The sequence below is a fragment of the Dokdonella koreensis DS-123 genome (assembly GCF_001632775.1).
Classification (GTDB): Bacteria; Pseudomonadota; Gammaproteobacteria; order Xanthomonadales; family Rhodanobacteraceae; genus Dokdonella; species Dokdonella koreensis.
The window spans coordinates 1219993-1241393 of the sequence record NZ_CP015249.1 but is presented as its reverse complement, the minus strand read 5'-3'; the positions used below and the strand labels follow the sequence as shown (position 1 = coordinate 1241393).

The 21401-nt window shown below is 70.7% G+C and carries 14 protein-coding genes; 6 read left to right on the top strand and 8 right to left on the bottom strand.

What is annotated here, in order from left to right:
• Positions 1-270: 270 nt before the first annotated feature.
• Positions 271-1254 (bottom strand): mitochondrial fission ELM1 family protein, encoded by a 984-nt coding sequence (locus I596_RS04850; RefSeq protein ID WP_067644973.1) that lies wholly within the window; start codon positions 1252-1254, stop codon positions 271-273.
• A 285-nt stretch (positions 1255-1539) separates the two neighbouring features.
• Here I596_RS04850 and I596_RS04845 point away from each other — a divergent pair, with 285 nt between their 5' ends.
• Positions 1540-2121 (top strand): YceI family protein, encoded by a 582-nt coding sequence (locus I596_RS04845; protein WP_067644970.1) that lies wholly within the window; start codon positions 1540-1542, stop codon positions 2119-2121.
• Positions 2122-2210: 89 nt separating this feature from the next.
• Here I596_RS04845 and I596_RS04840 read toward each other — a convergent pair whose 3' ends face one another.
• Positions 2211-3476 (bottom strand): Yip1 family protein, encoded by a 1266-nt coding sequence (locus I596_RS04840; RefSeq protein ID WP_067644967.1) that lies wholly within the window; start codon positions 3474-3476, stop codon positions 2211-2213.
• Positions 3477-3695: 219 nt separating this feature from the next.
• On the opposite strand from I596_RS04840, the gene I596_RS04835 reads away from it, so the two are divergent.
• From I596_RS04835 to I596_RS04815, 5 genes are read left to right on the top strand one after another with little or no spacing between them, the layout of a single operon-like run.
• Positions 3696-3902, top strand: a complete 207-nt coding sequence (locus I596_RS04835; RefSeq protein WP_067644964.1) for a zinc-finger domain-containing protein — start codon at positions 3696-3698, stop codon at positions 3900-3902.
• Between the two features lie 7 nt (positions 3903-3909).
• On the top strand, positions 3910-5025 hold the full coding sequence (locus I596_RS04830) for a glycosyltransferase (protein ID WP_067644961.1): 1116 nt from the start codon (positions 3910-3912) through the stop codon (positions 5023-5025).
• A complete protein-coding gene (locus I596_RS04825) occupies positions 5022-6275 on the top strand; it encodes an O-antigen ligase family protein (protein WP_150132017.1) in 1254 nt (417 codons plus the stop codon). The genes I596_RS04830 and I596_RS04825 overlap by 4 nt, the downstream gene beginning before the upstream one ends.
• A gap of 11 nt (positions 6276-6286) precedes the next feature.
• Positions 6287-7168, top strand: a complete 882-nt coding sequence (locus tag I596_RS04820) for a PhzF family phenazine biosynthesis protein (protein WP_067651451.1) — start codon at positions 6287-6289, stop codon at positions 7166-7168.
• On the top strand, positions 7165-8934 hold the full coding sequence (locus I596_RS04815; RefSeq protein ID WP_067644958.1) for a M14 family metallopeptidase: 1770 nt from the start codon (positions 7165-7167) through the stop codon (positions 8932-8934). The genes I596_RS04820 and I596_RS04815 overlap by 4 nt, the downstream gene beginning before the upstream one ends.
• A gap of 19 nt (positions 8935-8953) precedes the next feature.
• Here I596_RS04815 and I596_RS04810 read toward each other — a convergent pair whose 3' ends face one another.
• From I596_RS04810 to I596_RS04785, 6 genes are all read right to left on the bottom strand, one after another.
• Entirely contained in the window at positions 8954-10039 is a 1086-nt protein-coding gene (locus tag I596_RS04810; protein ID WP_067644955.1) for a zinc-binding metallopeptidase family protein, read from the bottom strand.
• 87 nt (positions 10040-10126) lie between these two features.
• The gene (locus I596_RS04805) at positions 10127-10405 is read right to left on the bottom strand and encodes a GNAT family N-acetyltransferase (RefSeq protein ID WP_067644952.1); all 279 of its coding nucleotides are present in this window, start codon (positions 10403-10405) and stop codon (positions 10127-10129) included.
• A gap of 948 nt (positions 10406-11353) precedes the next feature.
• Positions 11354-14194 (bottom strand): GEVED domain-containing protein, encoded by a 2841-nt coding sequence (locus I596_RS04800; RefSeq protein WP_150132016.1) that lies wholly within the window; start codon positions 14192-14194, stop codon positions 11354-11356.
• A 330-nt stretch (positions 14195-14524) separates the two neighbouring features.
• Entirely contained in the window at positions 14525-16390 is a 1866-nt protein-coding gene (locus tag I596_RS04795) for an ATP-binding cassette domain-containing protein (protein WP_067644946.1), read from the bottom strand.
• 34 nt (positions 16391-16424) lie between these two features.
• Positions 16425-17984, bottom strand: coding sequence for a protein adenylyltransferase SelO (locus tag I596_RS04790; protein WP_067644943.1), 1560 nt, complete (start codon positions 17982-17984; stop codon positions 16425-16427).
• A 109-nt stretch (positions 17985-18093) separates the two neighbouring features.
• Complete coding sequence (locus tag I596_RS04785) at positions 18094-21369, bottom strand: S41 family peptidase (protein WP_067644940.1); 3276 nt, start codon at positions 21367-21369, stop codon at positions 18094-18096.
• Positions 21370-21401 lie beyond the last annotated feature (32 nt).

The following is a 21401-nucleotide window of genomic DNA, read 5'->3' as shown; positions in this document are numbered from 1 at the left end:
CGGGGCAGCTCTCCGGCCTGGCCGACCTGCGATGCTCGGCTCACTTTAGGCGGCAACAGCAAGAGCGAGAGCAAGAGCAACAGAAGAGCAAGAGCAAGAGCAAGAGCAAGAGCAAGAGCAACAGCGAAAACAACAGCAGCAGCGAGAGCGAAGGAAGCAGCAGCTGACTGATTCCCGCGAAGGGGGGAAGAACGTTTTTTGCCCCGCGTCTGCTGCCTGTCGCTTTCGCGATATGCGATGCCGCCCGCGTACCGCGGCGGCAGGCGGGCATCAACCCGCCGGCGGCACGGCAGCCTGCCAGCGCCGGGTCACCTCGCGGGCGACCTCGGCCGTTTCAGCCAGCGCAGATGCCGGTGGCCGCGGCGGTTCGTCGAGCGCCTGCAGCCGCCCCTCGGCGCGCAGCGTCGCGTGGAAGCGTGCGAACTTGCCGCCGATCGGCGCCGGCGCGAACGTCGCCACCGGCACGCCGGTGGCCGCGGCCTCGGACAGCATGTTGACCGAGTCCGGCGTCACGACGATGCGGTCGGCCCAGGCCAGCAGGCCCGCGTACGGGTTCTCGCCATCGTCCGGCCCGGCCCAGAACAGGCCCGGGAACGCCGCGAACGCGCGGCGCAGCAGTGGCTGCAGCGGTGCGGGGGTGCGCCGCGAGAGCGTGACCAGGAAGCTGCCGCCGGCGGCAGCCTGCTGCGCGGCCAGGCGCTGCAGCAGCGCGGCGAAATAGGCCTCGTCCAGCCGCTGCGCGGCGTTGCTCGCGCCGATCAGCACGGCGGTGCGCGGACGTGGCAGCTCGGCCAGCCCGGCGAATCGCAGGCGCGCCTCGTGCAGCCAGGCCGCGTCCACCGGGTTCAACGAGCCGGTCGTCGTGATCAGGTTGGTGCCGGCGACCGCGTCATGCCGCGGCGCGACGACGAGGTCGAACGCGTCGGTCCGTATCCGCGGATCGAGAACCTGCACGGTGAAGCAGCGTCCCGCACTGCGCGCCTTGAGGAAACGCGTCAGCAGGGCCGCGCGACGTCCGCAGCCGATCGCCAGCGCCGGCCAGGGCGGCGTCGGACGACCGCCGTCCCCGAAGCGGATCGCGGTGCCCGCACCGGCCAGCAGGCGCGGCGCCAGCCAGTCCCAGGGCTGGCGCAGCGCGATCGACCGCGGCTCGTCCGCTACGCCCATCGCCCGCGCCAGGGCCAGCGCCTGGCGCAGGTTGCCGGCAGCGCCGTCGCTGACGACCCAGCAGCGCGCCGGCCCGGCGCCGCTCACCGGGCACCCGCGCGATCGGGTTGGCGCGGATTGTCCATTCCTGAGTGCCAATCTATGTTTCGCATCGCCGTTTATCATCGCACGACGGTCCGACTATCGTGGTCGGATGGCAGCCGGCCGCGAAGGCGCCGGGGCCGGTTCGACGAACGGACGCTTGTTTTCGCGCGCGCCGCCGTCAGATCCGGAAGCCGGTCGATGCGGGGAACGATCCGGTCCCGCCTCGATTCCAACGTCACCCTGCCCGGCCATCCGCCGGGCCATTCGCCACGTTAAGGAGGAGTTTCCATGTTCCGTCGCACCGTTCTCGCCAGCCTGCTGGCCTTCGCCTCGGTCGGCGCCGTCGCCGCCCCGGTCACCTACACGCTGGACCCGACCCACACCGACGTGCTGTTCACCTGGAACCACCTCGGCTTTTCCAATCCGACCGGACACCTGGGCAAGGCCGACGGCACCCTGGTCTACGACGCGGCCGATCCGACGCGCTCCTCGGTCCAGGTGACGCTGCCGCTGGACGGCCTTGACACGCACGTCGTCAAGCTCGACGAGCACCTCAAGAAGGACGAGTTCCTCGACGCCGCCAAGTACCCGACGATCACGTTCAAGAGCACCAAGGTCGAGGTGGTCGGCACCGGCAAGTTCAAGGTCACCGGCGACCTGACGCTGCGCGGCGTCACCAAGCCGGTCGTGCTGGACGCGACGCTCAACGGCGCGGGTCCGCATCCGATGAAGAAGGTGCCGGCGATCGGCTTCGATGCGACGACGACGATCAAGCGCAGCGAATTCGGCATGGGCGCCTACGTGCCGAACATCAGCGACGAGCTCACGGTGCGCATCACGACCGAGGCGCTCGGTCCGAAGGCCGGCTGAGCCGGGCTTCTCGCGGTCCCCGGAGTCCTGTCGCCGTGGCAGGACTCTTTTTTTGTCTTTCCCCCGGTCCGTCTGTATCAGGAGCGTGCTCAGCCGCGCTTGACGCCCTGGTTCTTCAGCGCTTCGAGGCCCGCCAGGTCGAGGCCGGCAAGGGCCGACTTGAGCTGGTCGATGTTGTCGACCGTCCCCGAGAGCTCGACCGTGAAGCGGTCGCCGAGGATGATGCTGTACTCGCCGCGGCGTGAAGGGCCGTCCCACTTCTCGTTGACCAGGCGCCCGTTCTCCTTCCAGGTCTTCTCGTAGCCGTCGTCGGACTCGCGCTGGCTCTGCACGTTGGCCATGCCGGCGAGGCCGAGCAGGCCCTTGGCGCTGCCGACGTCGGTGATCTCCAGGTGCAGGGCCTTGCCGTCCTCGCCCGCATAGGTGGCCGTGGCCACCGACATCTGCATGCCCATCGCGCCGTTCTGCTCGGCCGAAAACGCGGTGCGCTTCCAGCCGGCGAGCGACTCGGGAAGGAACGGCTTGAGCGCGTCGGGCGCCAGCGCCTCGACCTGGTCGCCGCCGCCGAGCGCCGCGCCGATCAGCTGGCCGACGGCTTCGGCCTGCACCTGACCGTCGCCGGATTTCTGCGCCGCCTCCACCTTCTTGCCGGCCGCTTCCATCTTCTCGCCCCAGGCCTCGACCTTCGCCAGCGAGGTGTCCTTGCCGGCCTCGGCCGGAATGCCGATGGCGCCGATCTGGCCCTGCAGCGCGCGCGCGCTGTAGGCGCTGACGCCGGAGAACATCGCCGCCACCCAGCCGACCACGATCGAAAGCACGATGCCGATGATGATCGTCACCGCCGTATAGCCGCCGGAACGTTCCTTCGGGATCTTCATCGTGTGCGGCAGGCCCAGGTACAGCAGGTAGATGCTGTAGACCAGGGCGGCCAGGGCGGCCAGCATGCCGATGGCCGGCACGATCCCCAGCACCGACACGATCCAGGCCGGCGTCCAGGCGTAGGCGAGCGTCTTGAGCGCCTGCACCAGCGACTTCTCGCCGCCGAAGCTCGGCGCCAGCGCGTCGACGATCAGCGCCAGCACGTACATCAGGCCGAGCGAGAGGCCGTAGGTCAGCAGCATCTGGGCGATGCCGATGCCGACCGGCACCTTCAGCGAGATGTTGACGAACGGGATCGTCGTGCCGATCAGGCTGCCCTGGATGAAGCCGAAGATCGCCGGCAGCGCGGCCAGGATCAGGATGTAGTTCTTGTACAGGTCGGCGACCGTGGTGGTCTCCGCACCGATGACCGGCCATTCGGTCTTCGGCGTGAGCAGGATGTTCTTGACCCGCTCGATCAGTTTCGTGAAATCCATACCTTTCCCCTCGCAGTGGATGTAGGCGGTGAGCCGCGCTCCGCGCCGTGGTGGACGGCGGCCGTCAGGCGGCGCGAGGTGCATTCTAGGCCAGTCCGCCGCCGCCGGCATGACGACGGATCGACGGCCGCTCCCGGCGGCAGGTCACGCCGCAAACGTGAACGCTTTGGCATTCGCGCTGCGATAGAATGGCCGGACGCTACACAGCCGAGTCCGCCCATGCCGCTTCCGAACCCCGCCGCGGAACACCGCATCCCGGCCAATGCCGAGAACCGCTACGAGGTCCGCCGGGCCGACCTGCCCCTGAGCTGCCCGATGCCGGGCATGTCGCTCTGGAACTCGCACCCGAAGGTCTACCTGCCGATCGAGGCCGAGGGGCACGCCAAGTGCCCGTACTGCGGCGCCGAGTACGTCCTGGTCGCGTGAGGGCCGTTTGTCCGGGCCCCGCCTCACTGTCATCCAGCTGGTTCCGGCGCTCGAATCCGGCGGTGCGGAGCGTTCCACGCTGGAGATCGCCCGCGCCCTGATCGCCGAGGGCCACCGCTCGATCGTGGTGTCGGCCGGCGGCCGCCTGGTCGCGCAACTGGTCGAGGAAGGCAGCGAGCACGTCGAGCTGCCGATCGGCCGCAAGTCGTTGCGCACGCTGGGCCTGATCCGCCACCTGCGGCGCCTGTTCGTCGAGCTGCGCCCGGACATCGTGCATGCACGCTCGCGGCTGCCGGCCTGGATCGGCTGGCTGGCGCTGCGGCCGCTGCGGCCACGGCCGCATTTCGTCACGACCATGCACGGCCTCAACTCGCCGGGACGCTACAGCGCGATCATGACGCGCGGCGAGCGCGTCATCTGCGTGTCCAACAGCGTGCGCGACTACGCCCTGCACCACTATCCCGGCACCGACCCGGCGCGCCTGGTGGTGATCCCGCGCGGCGTCGACCCGGCCGAGTTCCCGTTCGGCTACCAGCCCGACGACGGCTGGCGGGCGGCCTTCTTCGACCAGTTCCCGCAGCTGCGCGGCGCGCCGCTGCTGACCCTGCCGGGCCGCGGGACGCGGCTCAAGGGACACGCCGATGCGATCCGCCTGCTGGCGGACCTCGGCGAGCGCGGCGTCGCGGCGCGCCTGCTGCTGCTGGGCGCGCGCGAGGCCGGCCGCGAGGCCTACATCGCCGAGCTGGAAGCGCTGGCCGCTTCGCTCGGCGTCGCCGACCGGCTGGCGATCACGCCGCCGCGCTCGGACGTGCGCGACGTGCTCGCGATCTCGGCCCTGATCCTCCAGCTCAGCAACCCGCCCGAGTCGTTCGGGCGGACCGTGGTCGAGGCCCTGGCCCTGTGCCGGCCGGTGCTCGGCTACGCGCACGGCGGCGTCGGCGAACTGCTGTCGGAACTGTACCCGGCCGGCCGCGCCACGCCGGGTGACCCGGCGCGCCTGGCCGAGCACGCCGCCGAGCTGCTGCGCCTGGCGCCGGCGATCGCGCCGCTGGCCAGCCACCGGCTGGCGGACATGCAGCGCGACACGCTCGCGCTCTATCGCGACCTGGCCGCGACGTCGTGACCGGCGCGCAAGCCGGCGGCCGCTTTCCCTGGGCCGCGCTGTGCGTGATCGCGGTGCTGGTGCTGCTGCCGGTCGGCCGCCTCGCGGAACTGCCGCTGGCGATCGGCGCGGCGACGGCGCTGCTCCTGGCCGCCCGCGGGCGGCTGCCGCTGCACCAGCCCGGCCTGCCGCTGGCACTGGCGCTGTTCGCCGCCTACGGGCTGGCGGCCCTGCTCTCGGCGGCGGCCGCGGTGCAGCCGGACAAGACCTGGTCGACCATCGCCAGCGTGCTGCGCTTCGGCCCGTTCGCGGCATTCACGGTCTGGGCGCTGCGGCGGCCCGGCGACCTGCGCGCCACCGGCCTGGCCACCGCCGCGATCGTGCTGCTGTGGCTGATCGACGCCTGGGTGCAGATCCTGACCGGCCACGGCGTCGCCGGCATGGCCGAGGCCGAGCGCATCACCGGCATCTTCGGTGCAGACAACGTCAAGTTCGGCCCGGTGCTGGCCACGCTCTCGCCGTTCGTGCTGCTGGCGGCGCGGGACCGGTTCGGCCGCGGCGGCCTCGCCGTCGCGATGACACTGGTGCTGGTGCCGGTACTCATGGCCGGCTCGCGCTCGGCCTGGATCGCCTACGCGGTGGTCTGCGGCGCGCTCGCCTGGCGCGAGACGCGGCGCTGGCCCGCGTTCCTGGCGCTGGGCGCCGCTGCCGTCGCGCTGGTCGCGGGCGCCGTGCTGGTGCTCTGGCAGGTCTCGGACCGCTTCGACGCGCGTGCCGACCGCAGCCTGCGCGCACTGGAAGGCACCGCGCACGCGATCGACGAGGCGTCCGCCGGCCGGCTGGCGATCTGGCGCACGGCGCTGGCGATGAGCGCCGACCATCCGTGGACCGGCGTCGGCGTACGCGGCTTCCGCCATGCCTATCCGCACTATGCCGCCGGCGACGACCGCTTCGTCGATCGCGAAACCGGGACCGGCGCCGCGCATGCCCACCAGATCGTGCTCGAACTGCTCAGCGAGACCGGCGCGACCGGCCTGCTGCTGTGGCTGGCCGGCAGCTTCGTCGCGCTGCGCGCCTGGCACCGTGCCGCGCCGCCGGCGCGCCATCGCGCGCTCGCGCCTGGCCTGGCGCTGCTGGCGATGGTCTTTCCATTGAACAGCCACCTGGCGTTCTACTCGGCCTGGTGGGGGCTGCTCTTCTGGTGGCTGATCGCGCTCTATGCCGCCGCCCTCGGCAGCGGCGAGGATGACGCCGCCCGGCCCGATCCCTGATGATGTCCGCCATGTACGTCACCCGCTACCTGCAGCTCGATGTCTTTCCGGCCCGCCTCGGCGGCGGCAATCCGCTCGGGGTCGTCGTCGACGCCGACCACTGGGACAGCGACCGGATGCAGGCATTCGCCCGCTGGACCGGCCTGGTCGAGACCACCTTCCTGCTCACGCCGCGCCAGCCGTCGGCCGCCTATCGCGTCCGCATCTTCACGCCGCAGCGCGAGATCCCGTTCGCCGGCCACCCGACGATCGGCAGCGCCCATGCGGCGCTCGACACGGGCCTGGCACATGCGGTGGACGGCATGCTGGTCCAGGAATGCGAGGCGGGCCTGCTGCCGATCCGTGTCGAGGGCCGGGCGGAGGCGCGCGACCTGCTGGTGCGCGCGCCGGCCGCCCGCATCCTGCGCGAGGGCATCGACGCCGATCCGCGGCTGGCCGCCCTGCTCGACGGCCGCGCCGACGGCACGCTGCCGCCGGCCTTCGTCGAAGGCGGCCGGCGCTGGTGGGTGGCCGAGTTCGGCAGCGAACGCCAGGTACGCGACTGGCAGCCGGACCATGCCGCCATCGGCGACCTCGCCCGGCGCAGCGACAGCCTCGGCCTGTGCATCTTCGCGCGCAGCGCCGATACCGGGCACGACCTGGTGGTGCGCGCATTCCCGGCCGGTGTCGGCATCGTCGAGGATCCGGCCTCCGGTGCCGCCAACGGCCTGATCGCCGCCTACATCGCCGAGCGCGAGCCCCACGGTGCACTCGCCACCGGCTACCGCGTCAGCCAGGGCCGCGAGATGGGACACGACGCGCGCATCCTGGTGCGGATCGACGCCGGCGCGGTCTGGGTCGGCGGCCACACCCGCACCATCGTCGACGGCCAGGTGCACTGGGCTGCACGATGATCGCCCGGCTGGTCCTGGGCGCCGCCGCCGCGGTCGCCTCGACGTCCCTCGCTGCCGGCCCGGTCGACGCATTGCGTACCGAGGCCGAGCAGTCGGGCTTCGTGCGCACCGGCCGCTACGCGGAAACGATCGCGCTCTGCACCGCCTTCGCCACCCGCTATCCGGAAGCGGTCCGCTGCATCACGTTCGGCCGCACGCCGGAAGGACGGCCGATGCAGGCACTGATCGCCTCGCGCAGCGGCGCGCTCGACGCGCCGGCGGCACACGCGCGGCGCCTGCCGGTGCTGCTGGTGCAGGGCGGCATCCATGCCGGCGAGATCGACGGCAAGGATGCCGGCTTCCTGGCCCTGCGCGAGGCGCTCGACGGGACCGCCGCACCGGGCGCGCTCGAACGGCTGGTGCTGGTCTTCGTGCCGGTGTTCAACGTCGACGGCCACGAGCGCTTCGGCCGCTGGAACCGGCCCAACCAGCGTGGCCCCGAGGCCATGGGTTGGCGCACCACCGCCCAGAACCTCAACCTCAACCGCGACTACGCCAAGGCGGAGGCACCGGAGATGCAGGCGCTGCTGCGCCTGACCGGCGAATGGGATCCGCTGCTCTCGATGGACCTGCATGCGACCAACGGCGCGCAGTTCGAGCACGACATCTCGGTCCAGATCGAGCCGCTGCATTCGGGCGACGAGGCGCTGCAGCGGATCGGGCGCGACCTGCAGGCCGCCGTCCTCGATCGCCTGCGCGAACAGGGCTCGCTGCCGCTGGCGTTCTATCCCTCGTTCGTGATCGAAGACGATCCGGCCTCGGGCTTCGCCGACGGCGTTCCGCCGCCGCGCTTCTCGCACGGCTATCCGCCGTTGCGCAACCGCATCGGCATCCTGGTCGAGACGCATTCGTGGAAGACCTATCCCGAACGCGTGCGCAGCACCCGCAATACGATCGTCGCGGTGCTGGAACGCACCGCGCGCGACGGCGCGCGCTGGCTGGCGGCGGCCGAAGCGGCCGATACCGCGGCCGCCACGCTCGGCGGTACGCCCGTCGCACTCGACTACCAGGCCGGCGAACGCAGCCGGCCGATCGCGTTCCGCGGCTATGCCTACACGCGCACGCCCTCGGCGCTGTCCGGCGCGCTGGTGACGCGCTACGACGAGCGGCGGCCCGAGGTCTGGACGGTTCCGCTGCGCGACGACGTGCAGCCGCGCCTGCGCGTGACGGCGCCGCGCGGCGGCTATCTGGTCCCGCCAGCCGAGGCCGGCTGGCTGCGCGCCAAGCTCGACCTGCACGGCATCGCCTATCGCGAACTCGATGCGCCGCACCGGCAGGCCGCCGTCGAGGCGTTTCGCGCCGAGCGCGCCGACTTCGCACCGCAGCCGGTCGAGGGGCGCCAGCGCCTGACAGTCGAAGGCCGCTGGCGCGCCGAACCGCGCGATCTGGAAGCCGGCACGCTGTTCGTGCCGATCGCGCAGGCGAAGGCACGCCTGGTGATGGCCTTGCTCGAACCCCAGGCGCCCGACGCGTTCCTCGCCTGGGGCTGGTTCAACCGCGCCTTCGAGCGCAAGGAGTACATGGAGGCGTACGTCGCCGAACAGGTCGGGCGCGAGATGATGGCCGACCCGGCGGTCGCCGCGGCGTTCGCGCAAAAGCTGGCGCAGGATCCGGACTTCGCGCGCGACCCGGCCGCGCGGCTGGAATTCTTCTACCGGCGGCACGCCTCCTGGGACGAGCGCTACCGGCTCTATCCGGTACTGCGCACCGACGCCCCGCGGCCGTGATGCGCCGCCGTGAACCGGGTCAGCCCGCCGGCGGCGGCCGCAGCGCGGCGATCGTCTCGTGGACGAAGCGCAGCTTCTCGATCACCGGCGAGGACAGCACGAACGGATAGGCATCGGCCAGGCCGAGGCCGCGGTTGAGGTTGTTGAGCAGATAGGTCAGCGGGAACCAGCTCTCGACCAGGCCGTCGAACGATCCACCGGCCAGCGCCCCCGCCAGCCGCGTCGCGTCCAGGGCCGGTTCGTCGCCGCGCTGCGGCACCAGCGCCAAGCCGCAGGCGGCGACGGTTTCCAGCGCATCGGCCATGTGCAGGTAATGCGCCCAGGTCTCGGCCCAGTCCTCCCACGGGTGCGCGCTGGCATAGGCACTGACGTAGGCAGCCTGCCAGTCGGCGGCGGGACCGGCTTCGTAGTACCGGTCCAGCGCCTGCGCATAGTCGGCGCGCTCGTCGCCGAAGCACTCCCTGAACGCCGCCAGCCGCGGGCTGTCGCGCAGCAGCCGGTCCCAGTAGTAGTGGCCGATCTCGTGGCGAAAATGGCCGAGCACCGTGCGATACGGTTCGTGCAGCTGCTTGCGGCGGCGCTCGCGCTCGACGTCGTCGGCTTCGGCGATGTTGACGGTGATCACGCCGTCGGCGTGCCCGGTCAGCATCGGGCCGGCGTCCGGATTCGGCGGGTCGGCCAGGAACTCGAAGGCCAGCCCGTCCCGCGGATCGTCTTCCTTGCTGTCGACCGGGCAGTGCAGCGCGAGCAGCGTCTGCAGCAGGCGCCGCTTGGCCGCCTCCAGTACCTGCCACGCGCGATGGTTGCCCGGCACGCCGAGGTCGGGAATCACGTGGGTCAGCCGGCACGACCGGCACAGCGCCTGCGGCTCGTCCGCACGCACCGCCCAGTTGCAGATGGCATGCTCGACGTCGTTCGCACACAACCGGTAGCGATGCCCCTGCGCCTCCGGCACCGACCGCGTCCAGGTCCCGTCGTCACCAGGCGCCAGCGCCGCCATGACGCCGGCGTCGGGCAGCCAGGCCAGCCGATGGCCGCAGCTCACGCACTGGGTGTTCTCGAAGAACACCAGATGCCCGCAATGGTCGCAGTGGAAGACGTTCACGAAACGCTCGGCCCGCCGTGGGCCAAGTGCGCCCGGCCGGTTCGCCGACGGCTGCGTGGAGGCGGCATGGCCCGGCGCGGCCTCATCTCAGGCCAGCAGGTCGGCGTACTCCGGGTAGCGTTCGACGAACACGCGCGCGTAGCTGCATGCCGGCACCACGCGCCAGCCACGGCCACGCGCGGTGTCCAGCGCCTGCCGCATCAACGCGGCGGCGATGCCGCGGCCGCCGACCGCGTCGGGCACCCCGGTATGGGTGATCGTCATGACCGTTCCGGCCAAGGTGTATTCGAGGAGGCAGAGACTGCCTTCGACGACGACGTGAAAACGTCGGCCGGTCTCGTCGTGCTCGATCGCGAAGGCGGTCATCGGTGTTCTCCACTCAGTGCCGGGGACCGCGCCGATGATAGCCCGGCGGCGCGCCGCCTGCCTGTCGCGGGGCCGCACTGTAGCTTTCTTCCCCATTCAGGGGAATCAATCAGCTGCCGCTTCCGTCGCTGTGGCTGTGGCTGTGGCTGTGGCTGTGGCTGTGGCTCTCGCTGTGGCTCTCGCTGTTGCTGTTGCTGTTGCTGTTGCTGTTGCTGTTGCTGTTGGCGCCTAAAGCGAGCCGAGCATCGCAGGTCGGCCAGGCCGAAGAGCTGCCCCGTGTCTGAGCGAAGCGCGTTGGGGCAGCGTGCCTGGCCGACCGAGAAGCGCAGGGGACCGGCGCGGCGCAGCCGTGCCGGCTCGCGCCGGCGACCACGGTTTTGGTTACTTTTGCCAAGACAAAGAATTTCCTGGAGACATTCTTGACGTCGCGCAGCGACGGCCCGAAGGGCGGCCGCCATGGATGGCGGGCCGCAAAAGTGACCCGCGCGCGCAGCGTGCGGAAGCTCTTGCTTTGATCTTTCGCCGTGGCTTTTGAGGATTGCCGGCACGGAGCAAAGCAGGAGCAGAAGCAAGATCAAGAGCTTTCGTCCGCTACGCGGCCGAGTCCCTTTTGTGGCGGTCCATCCCTGGCCGCCACCCGTGCGGGCCATCGCTGACGCGATGTCAAAAATGTCTCCCGGACATTTTTTGACGGGCCAAAAGGAACCAAAACCCCTTCGCCCGGCGTCCCCTGCGCCTCTCGGGCGACGAGGGACGGCGCCCCAACTCGCTTCGCTCAGACACGGGGCGCCTCTGCGGCCTCGCCGTCCTGCGATGCTCGGCTTGCTTTAGGGCAAAAAAAAGCCAAAGCCGGAGCCGGAGCCAAAGCCGGAGCCGGAGCCGGAGCCGGAACAAAAAAAGAGGCCTCCCCGAAGGGAGGCCTCTCGACGAAGCTTCGTCAGATCCCGATCAGTTGGCGCTGCCGACGATCAGGTTGTCCAGCGTGGACCAGAAGAACGGCGAGGCACCGGGCACCGCTTCCGGCGCGTCGATCGTCAGGCTGGTGATCGGCGCGCTGGTCGTGAAGCCGCGGAAGGTGTTCGCCGCCGAGACGGTGACGGTCTCGACCGTGCCGTCGCTGAGCGTGATCACCACCGGCGTGCCGGTCGGCTGGACCGAGATGTTGGTCGCCCAGAAGTTGCCGCCGACCGCGTTCACCGGCGTGGTGAACGTGATGACGATCTGGTCCGACGCATCGGCGGTGGAGATGATGCCCGGATCCGGCCACAGGCCGGAGGCCGCACCCGTCTGCGTGAAGATCGAGTACGAGAAGCCGCCGCCCGTGAACGGCAACGGGGCGTTGACGGCACCCGTCGGCACACCCGTGAACGGTTCCTCGTAGAAGCCCGCGCCGATCGCCGCCACGAAGGCCGCCCGATCGGTGTAGACGGTCGGACCGCTGCTGCCGCAGCTGCCGTCGGACAGGTCGTCGAAGCCGTTGGCGTAGATGCGATCGCTCGGGCACCCGGCGGTGACGTTCAGACTGACCGGCACCTGGATCAGCGGGTTGGCCGCGTCGTTGGTCGCCACGCACAGCGTCGCCTCGTATGACTCGCCCGCGGTCAGACCGGTGGCATCGGCACCGACCGTGACGTCGGCCGAGCTGCCGGCATTGACCGAGCCGCTGGCCGGCGTGACGCTCAGCCACGGCACGTCGGACGGTGCCGCGCAACCGGTCGGCGGACCGGCCGGGCTGACATTGACGACCATCACCAGGTGGAAGTTCGGGAAGCCGGCACCGACGTTGGCGACGTTGGTCGGGTTGGCGAGGCCACAGGTCACCGACGACATGAAGGTCGGATGGGTCTCGGCCGAGCTGTTGGCACCCGGGAAGAGACGGCCGGCCGTGGACGGCTCGACGTGGTACTCCACCACCAGGTTCTTGCCGGCCGTGTCGTCGACCACGGCACCGGTGATCGGTACGGTGGTGGTGGTCAGCGCACCACCGACGGTGCCGGTACCAGTACCGATCAGGGTCAGCTGGGCGGTCGGGATCGTGTCGACCGCGACACTGCTCGGGATCGTGTAGACGTTGACGGTCACCGGTATCGACGGCCCGCTTTCGGAGGCCACCGTGACGCTGTTGATCTGCACGCTGCCGCTGATGCTGTGCTCGTTGAAGTAGAACCGGCGCCACCAGCTGTTGACGGCCGTGCTGGCCGGCGGGCCATTTGCACCGCAGCCCACGCCCGTGCCTGCAGTCGGCGCATTGGACGCGGTCTGCGAGATGTCGACGGCCGTACCGAACGGCGTCTCGATCGAGCGCAGCGGGATCTCACGACCGGCCAGCGGACCAACCTGGCCGCCGAAGGCCTTCGTCGGAACCTGGCTCATGGCCTGGGATTGGCCCAGCGACACGTCGCCCAGCTCGAGCGAGGCCTGGTAGGCCGCCTTCGACGAGAAGGCTTCCGAATAGCCGCGCGATGCGTCCGCCGCCGGCGTCGCCTCGGTGATCGCAAAGGTCAGCGTGCCGGCGCCGATATTGGCGATCGTCAGCGGGCTGGTACCGGTGGCATCGGCCGCCAGCGAGAACGACAGCGAAGCCGGCGTCACTTCGGCGATCGGATCGGTCGGACCGGCCGCTTCGTCGAGCGTGATCGTGTCGACCCACCAGCCGTTCGGCGCGGTGGCCGTATCGGAGACGTCGTTGGCGACACGCCAGCGCAGCACGACCGATTGGCCGTTGGCCGAGGGCGGCAGGTCGACCGTGGTCGTCGCGAAGGCCGCCTGCGAGCCGGTCCAGGCCGCACGGCCGGGGATCGGGCTCTGCCAGGCGCTGCTGATGGTGCCGTTGTAGCCACCTTCGACGAAGCTGCCGCCGGCGGTGATGATGTCGGCGAAGGCGCCGCCGTCGATGGCGATCTCGAGCACCGCACCGTCGAAGCCGGCTTCGAGATTGAAGCGGTGACGGAAGCTGAGCTGGGCGCCAGCGGCCGGTACGTCGACCGACGGGCTGTTGAGGTAGGAGCTGCCGATCGAGCCGACCTCGGCGACATAGGCCGCATTCGGCGCGGTGTCGACCGTCGTCGTCTGCGTGGCCCAGGTGCCGCCGGCGGCGTCAACCGTCGCGGTCCAGTCGGCCGGCAGCGCCGGCGCGGTCACGTCGTCGAAGTCCCAGGCCTGGCCACCGCCACCACCGCCGGTGACCGTGAGCGTGTAGTCCTCGGCCTGGCCGTAGCCGGCCGTGTTGCACGGCACCGGGAAGGCTGGCGGCGTCGCGCTGGTGAACTTCTTGGAGACGCGCATGCGCGTGCTGCCGGTGAGCGCGGTCGCGGGGACCGTGATCGACGAGGTCGCCTGGACGCCGTCGGCACCGGTGGTATCGAACAGCGTACCGACCTGGTAGCGCTCGTCGGTCTCGAAGGTCCCGTTCTGGTTCCAGTCGATGTAGGCGATGATGGCGGTCGTGAAGTCGCCGTCGGTGTTGCCTTCGACCGCGATCGGGTAGACGCCGTCGATGGCGACCGTGCCGGTGATGGCGGTGAAGTTCTGATGGGCCGGCTGGGTGGCCGGCGAACCGACCGTGGTCGGCGAGGTGTTGTCGATGCCGGCGAAGACCACGCGGCTGATCGGCTCGACGTTATTGGAGAAGTTCTCGGCACAATACGGCGCCGGGAATGCCCCGGCCGGCGTCGTTGTGCCCGCAACGGCAAACGGCAACGCCGTGGCCCACCGTGCTTGCTGCACTCCCGCGGCACCGGCAAAGCCGGTCGCGAGGCAGGCAAGGACTGCCAGACTCAATCGCTTCATGTTTTACCCCTAGTCGGTTTCGATGATCACACACGGGGGAAGAAGGCCCGCATGACTTCGTGAATCAGCCCTTCCCGGGCGTGCGCTTTCACAAACGAATCGAAAATTTCGCCTGCACGTAACTGTTCTGAAACGTCTCCATTACAAAAACGTTCATGGACTATAGGACTGCCGCCGAGCCCCGGCAAGCGTTTTGGTACGAGGCGCACGAACCCGTCGCCGGAAGCCTGCTATGGCCTCGTCGATAGTTTCACAAGCAACGATCGAGGCCCGGCAAAAGCCCGCCTCGGCGTGGCGTCCGTCGACCGCCCGGACGACCGCGCGAGCGGGTCAGCCTTCCAGTTCCGCCCAGCGCGCATAGGCGGCGTCGAGGTCCGCCTGGGTGGCGGCCAACCGCGCATGGTGCGCGGCGACGGCGTCGGCGGCACGCTGGTAGAAGGCGGGCTCGGCGAGCGTCGCGGCCAGTTCGGCGAGCGTCGCTTCCAGCTGCTCGATGCGGACCGGCAACTGCTCCAGCTCGCGCTGTTCCTTGTAGCTGGGCTTGCGCCGTGCCGGCGCGGGCCGTGATGGAGCAACGGGCACGGCGGCCGGGTGCGATGCGGCAGCCGGGCGGGCGGCCGGCCGCTGGCGCAGCCAATCGCTGTAGCCGCCGACGTACTCCCCGACACGGCCGTCGCCCTCCATGACCAGGGTCGAGGTCACGACGCGGTCGAGGAAATCGCGATCGTGACTGACCAGCAGCAGCGTGCCGGCATAGTCCGCCAGCAGGTCCTCCAGCAGTTCGAGCGTTTCGACGTCGAGGTCGTTGGTCGGTTCGTCCATCACCAGCAGGTTCGACGGCTGTGCGAAAAGCCGCGCCAGCAGCAGGCGGTTGCGCTCGCCGCCGGACAGCCGGGTGATCGGCGCCCGGGCGCGCTCGGGCGTGAACAGGAAGTCCTGCAGGTAGCCCAGGACGTGCACGCGCCGGCCGCCGACCTCGATGAACTCGCGCCCTTCGGCGACGTTGTCGAGCGCGTTCCAGTCCTCGCGCAGCGTGGCGCGGTACTGGTCGAAGTAGGCCACCTGCAGGTTGCTGCCGGGGACCACCTCGCCGGCGCGCGGTGTCAGTTCGCCGAGCAGCAGCTTCAACAGCGTGGTCTTGCCGCTGCCGTTGGGGCCGATCAGGCCCACCCGGTCGCCGCGCAGGATCGTCGTCGAGAAGTCGCCGATCAGGTCGCGCTCGCCGTGCGCGAACGACAGCGCCCGCGCCTGGATCACCTTGCGGCCGGAACTCTCCGCCGCCCCGGCTTCCATGCGGACGCGCCCGGCCTGCTCGCGCCGGTCGGCACGCTCGCGGCGCATCGACTCCAGCCGCCGTACGCGCCCCTCGTCGCGCGTGCGGCGCGCCTTGATGCCCTGGCGGATCCAGACCTCTTCCTGCGCCAGCAGCTTGTCGAAGCGCGCGTTCTCCTGGGCCTCGGCATGCAGGCGCTCGTCGCGCCGCCGCAGGTAGTTGTCCCAATCGCCGGGCCAGCTGCTGATGCGGCCGCGGTCGATCTCGACGATCCGCGTCGCCAGCGCCCGCAGGAAGCGGCGGTCGTGCGTGACGAACACGACACTGCCGGACCAGGTGCCGAGGAAACCTTCCAGCCAGTCGATCGCCTCGATGTCCAGGTGGTTGGTCGGCTCGTCCAGCAGCAGCAGGTCCGGCTCGGCGACCAGGGCGCGGCCGAGCAGGACGCGGCGCTTCATGCCGCCGGACAACCGCCCGAACGCGGCATCGCCGTCGAGGCCGAGCCGGCTCAGCACCTCCTCCACCCGGCTCTCGGCGCTCCAGCCGTGGACGGCCTCGATCCGGCTCTGCAGCGTGCCCAGCGCCGCCGCATCGACTTCGGCTGCGTGCGTGAGCCGATGGAACTCGGCCAGCAGCGTGCCGAGATCGCCGAGGCCGCCGGCGACCACGTCGAAGATGCTGCCGGCGGTCGCGCCCGGCACCTCCTGCTCCAGCCGCGCGACGCGCAGGCCGTCCTGGCGGCGGATGTCGCCGTCGTCGGGGGTGAGCTCGCCGGCCAGCAGGCGCAGCAGGGTGGACTTGCCGGCGCCGTTGCGGCCGATCAGCGCGATGCGCTCGCCGGGCTCGATCGAAAGGCCTGCCTTTTCGAGCAGGAGCGGACCGCCGACGCTGTAGTCGACATCGTTGAGGGTGATCAGGGCCATGCCGGCATTCTAAAGAATGCCGGCATGGCCGGGCTCAGGAACTGCACGAGAGCATCGAGCAGCCGGGACGATCGCGCGCCCAGTCCGGCCGGCGCGCGGCGAACGCCTCGCGCCCGGGCTGGTCCTCGTACGGGTGGCGCAGCAGATCCAGCAGCTCGCCGATGCCGGCCGCGTCGCCCTGCTCGGCCCGCTCGATCGCCTGCTGGGCCAGGTAGTTGCGCAGCACGTAGCGCGGATTGACGGCCCGCATGCGCGCGCTGCGCTCGGCCTGCGGCAGCGGGTCGCCGGCCAGGCGCGCGGCGTAGCGCGCCAGCCAGTCGAGCAGCGCCGGCGTCTCGCGCTCGCGCCGGGCCTCGTCGTAGAACGCGTCCGCCAGCGGCGCCAGCGACGGCGCGCGCGGATCGATCGCCGCGAGCGCGCGGAACCCCAGCGTCATGTCGATGCCGGCGTCGCGCATGCGGTCCTGCCACGCCGCCATCAGCGCATCGTCGCCGTCGCGCCAGTCGGCCAAGCCGAGCTTGCCGGCGATCACGGCCCGTTCCGCCGCCACGTAGGCGTCGACATAGCGTTGCAGGCCGGCCTGCAACGGCTCGGCCGACGCGAACAGCGGCGACAGCGCCTGGGCCAGGCGGCCGAGGTTCCAGTACGCGACCGCCGGCTGCTGGCCGAACCGGTAGCGGCGCTGCCGGCGGTCGGTGGTGTTGGGCGTCCAGTCCGGATCGAAGTCCTCGATCCAGCCGTAGGGCCCGTAGTCGATCGTCAGGCCCAGGATCGACAGGTTGTCGGTGTTCATGACGCCGTGGACGAAGCCCACGCGCATCCATTCGGCCATCAGCCGCGCCGTGCGCTCGCAGACCTCGCCGAACCAGTCGGCGCGCCGCGCCGCGACGTCACCGGTCAGGTGCGGGAAGTGGCGGGTGATCGTGAAATCGACCAGTTGTTCGAGCAGCGCCTGCTCGCCGCGTGCCGCCGGCAACTCGAAATGCCCGAAGCGGATGAACGACGGTGCCGCGCGGCAGACGATGGCGCCTGGCTCGAGCTGCGGGTGGCCGTCATAGAACATGTCGCGCAGGACGGCTTCACCGGTGGCGACCAGGCACAGCGCGCGCGTGGTCGGCACGCCGAGGTGATGCATCGCCTCGCTGCACAGGAACTCGCGCACCGACGAGCGCAGCACGGCGCGGCCGTCGGCGCTGCGCGAATACGGCGTGCGGCCGGCCCCCTTGAGCTGGAGTTCCCAGCGGTGGCCGCTGCGGCCAATGGCCTCGCCGAGCGCGATCGCCCGGCCGTCGCCGAGCTGGCCGGCCCAGTGGCCGAACTGGTGGCCGCCGTAGTTGGTCGCGTACGGCTGCATGCCCGGCAGCAGCGCGTTGCCGGCGAACACCGCGGCAAAGGCCGGCGCCTGCACGTCCTGCTCGGAAAAGCCCAGCTCTCCGGCCATCTCCCGCGACCAGGCCAGCAGCCGCGGCGCCGCCACCGGCGTCGGCATCACCGTGGTGTGGAGCGCGCCGCGCACCTCGCGCGGCACGGCATCGGCCAGCGGATCGCCAGGAAGCGCGCGCAGGAATGTGTTGTCGAAGATCAGCTCGTCCACGGGCGCATGATAGTCCGTGCCGCTGAACCGGCGGCCGGCGCACCGTCACGAGGCGTGGGGAACGACGGCCTGCCCGCTTCGCGCAGGCCGTCGTGTGTACCCGTGTGCGTCAGCGTGCGCGCACCGGGAACGGCGGCCGCTGCGGCTTGGCCGGCGGCTGCTTCTCCAGCGCGGCGAGCGCGACGGCGATCGCGCGGTCCAGCTGCGGATCGCGGCCGGCGTTGACCTCGACCGGCCATTGCTCGACCTCGATGTCCGGTGCCACGCCGACGTTCTCCACCGCGTAGCCGTCCTCGGTCCAGATCGCGAGATTCGGCGCGGTGACGTTGCCGCCGTCCATCAGCGACGGGAAGCCGAGGATGCCGACCAGGCCGCCCCAGGTGCGCTTGCCGACCACCGGTCCCAGCTGGAACCGCTTGAACATCCACGGCAGCAGGTCGCCGCCGGAGCCGGCGGTCTCGTCGGTGATCATGACCTTGGGGCCGAAGATCGCGCCGCGCGGGCTGACCAGCTCGTCACCGTAGCGCAGCGTCCAGTGCGCGATCGGCTGGCGGCGCAGGATGTCGATGTAGTAGTCGGCGATCAGGCCGCCGCCGTTGAAGCGCTCGTCGACGATGATGCCGGCACGGTCCGATTGCGGATAGAACCAGCGCTTGAAACTGGCGTGGCCGCTGTCGGCGGTATCGGGCACGTGCACGTAGGCCAGGCGCCCGCCGCTCTTCTCGGTGACGTAGCGCTGGTTGGCCTCGACCCAGTCCAGGTAGCGCAGGCCGCGCTCGTCGCCGACCGGCACCACCACGACCTCGCGCGCACCCTTGCCGTCCGCATTCGGGCCCACGGTCAGGCGCACCTGGCGGTCGACGCGGTTCTCGAACGGCGCGTAGACGCTGGCCGGTGCGTGCAGCGGCACGCCGTCCACGGCCAGCAGGTACTCGCCGGCCTTGACCTCGACGCCCGGTGTGCGCAGCGGCGAGCGCAGTTCCGGATCCCAGTTCAGTCCGCCGAGCACCTTCGCGAAGCGGTAGCGGCCGGCGTCAATCGTGTAGTCCGCACCGAGCAGGCCGACCGGTATCTTCTTCGGCGCCAGCGGGTAGTCGCCCGGCGACAGGTAGCTGTGGCCGACCGCCAGCTCGCTCAGCATCATCCGGATCACGCGGTCCAGGTCGGCCCGCGTGGCCAGGTGCGGCAGGAAGGCGCGGTACTTCTCGCGCATCGCGTTCCAGTCGGCGCCGTGGTAGTTGGTCGCGTAGAAGTAGTCGCGGTTGATGCGCCAGGCGTCTTCGAGGATCTGCGCCCATTCCGCGCGCGGATCGACGTCCACCGAGACCTTGTCCAGCGCCAGCTTGCCCTTGCCCTCGGGCAGCTCGTCCTTGACCTCGCCGGCGAACCAGTCCTTGCCCACCTGCCAGGCGATGCGCTTGCCGTCGGCCGACAGCATGTATCCGGAGACGTTCTTCGCCAGCGTCTTGGTCTCGCGCGATTCCAGCGAGAACCGCTTGAGCTCGCCCGGACCGCCGAACGCCTCGAACGAGGTGCGACCGACGGTCTCCAGGAAGAACACCTCGCCGCTGGCACCGACGCGCAGCGCGGACCGCGTCGCCGCGCCGACCGGCAAGGCCACGATGCGGTCCTCGATGCCGTCGGCGTCGATGCGCACGACCGGTGTCTTCTTGCCGGCGGATGCGTCCTTCGAATCCTTCTTTTCTTCCGATCCGGCCTTGCCCGAGGCGGCCTCGCCGCCCAAGGCGACCTCGTCGCTCTGCGGCGGAACCGGGTTCGGGCCGTCGCGGCGCAGCGTGATCGCATACAGGCCGTGGCGCATCGAGTTGTCGATGCTGATCTGCGAGAACCAGTCCTTGAGCGGGCCGGCGTCGGTCGAGGCGAGCACGTAGAGGAACTCGCCGTTCGGATCGAACACCGGCTGCACCATCTCGGTCAGGCCATCGGTGAGCCGCAGCGACTTTCCGCTGTCGACCGACCAGGCGTAGACGGTCTGGATCAGGCCGGCGTTCTGCACGGTATAGGCCAGCCAGCGCGAATCGGGCGACCAGTCGGCGCTCATCAGGTCCAGCGGCGAGTAGATCGGCTCGGCCGCGACCTTGGTCGTGCGTCCGCTCGCCAGGTCGATCACCCACAGCGACTGGCTGTTGTCCTGGTAGGCGATCCGCTTGCCGTCCGGTGCGAACACCGGCGTGTCGTAGTAGCCGGCGCCGTCGAGTGCATAGCGGCGCGGGTCGCCGCTGCCGTCCTGGTTGCCGACGTAGAGCGCGTACTCGCCGCCGGCATCGGAGAACCAGGCGATGCGCTTGCCGTCGCGCGACCAGGCCGGGGAATGGTCGTTGGCGCCGGTCGAGCGGGTGATCTGGCGCGGATCGCCCTTCTCCGCGGGCACCGTGACGATCTCGCCGCGGTAGTTGAACGCGATGCGCTTGAGGTCCGGCGCGCCGGCCGCCTCGCGCACCCACTTGGCGTCGCTGGCCTGGCGCGGCCGCGTCTCGACCAGGTCCGACACCACCGACAGCCGTATCGGCGTCACCGCGCCGCTGGCGGTATCGAGCTGGTGCAGGTAGCCGCCGTGCTCGAAGACGATGACGCCCGACGCATCGGCGCTGGGCGAGGTCACCGGGAAGTCGCGCAGCGTGGTCAGCGCCGTCGCCTGGCGGCTGGCACCGTCGTAGCGATAGAGGTTGAACTCGCCGTCGCGATCGGAGCTGAAGTACAGCGTGGAGCCGATCCACATCGGGTCGGTATCGTTGCTGCCACCGGGCGGCTTGGCCACCTCCTGCACCGCGTAGTCGGCGAGGTTCATCAGCCAGATGCGGCTCTGCGTGCCGCCGCGGTAGTTCTTCCACTGCCCGAAGGCTTCATGGTTGGGCGTGTAGGCCAGCGTCTTGCCGTCCGGTGAGAGCGCCGCCTTGAAGCCCGACGGCACCGGCAGGCGCTTGGGCACGCCGCCGCTGACCGGCACCGTGTAGAGGTAGCTCAGGCGCCGGGTGAAATGCCCTTCCTCGGACTGGAACAGCACCTGCCCGTCCGGCGTGAAGCCGCGCACGACGTCGGCGCCCGGATGCCAGGTCAGGCGCCGGGCCTCGCCGCCGCCGGCCGGCATGACGTAGACGTCGAGGTTGTCGCCGTAGTTGGCGCTGAACGCCAGCCACTGCCCGTCCGGCGAGAAGCGCGGCGCGGACTCCTGCCCGGCCGCCTGCGTCAGCCGCCGTGCGGCCCCGCCGCTGCGCGACGCCAGCCACAGGTCGTTGTCGTAGGCGAACGCGATGCGATCGCCGTGCACGGCCGGCGCGGCCAGCATGCGCGTATGGGCCAGGTCCACCGCCTGGGCGGACAGGCTGCACCAGGCCAGCAGCGCAACGGGAATTCTCAGCGTCATGCGGACGTACCTCCTCTGCAAGAGACGGCCGC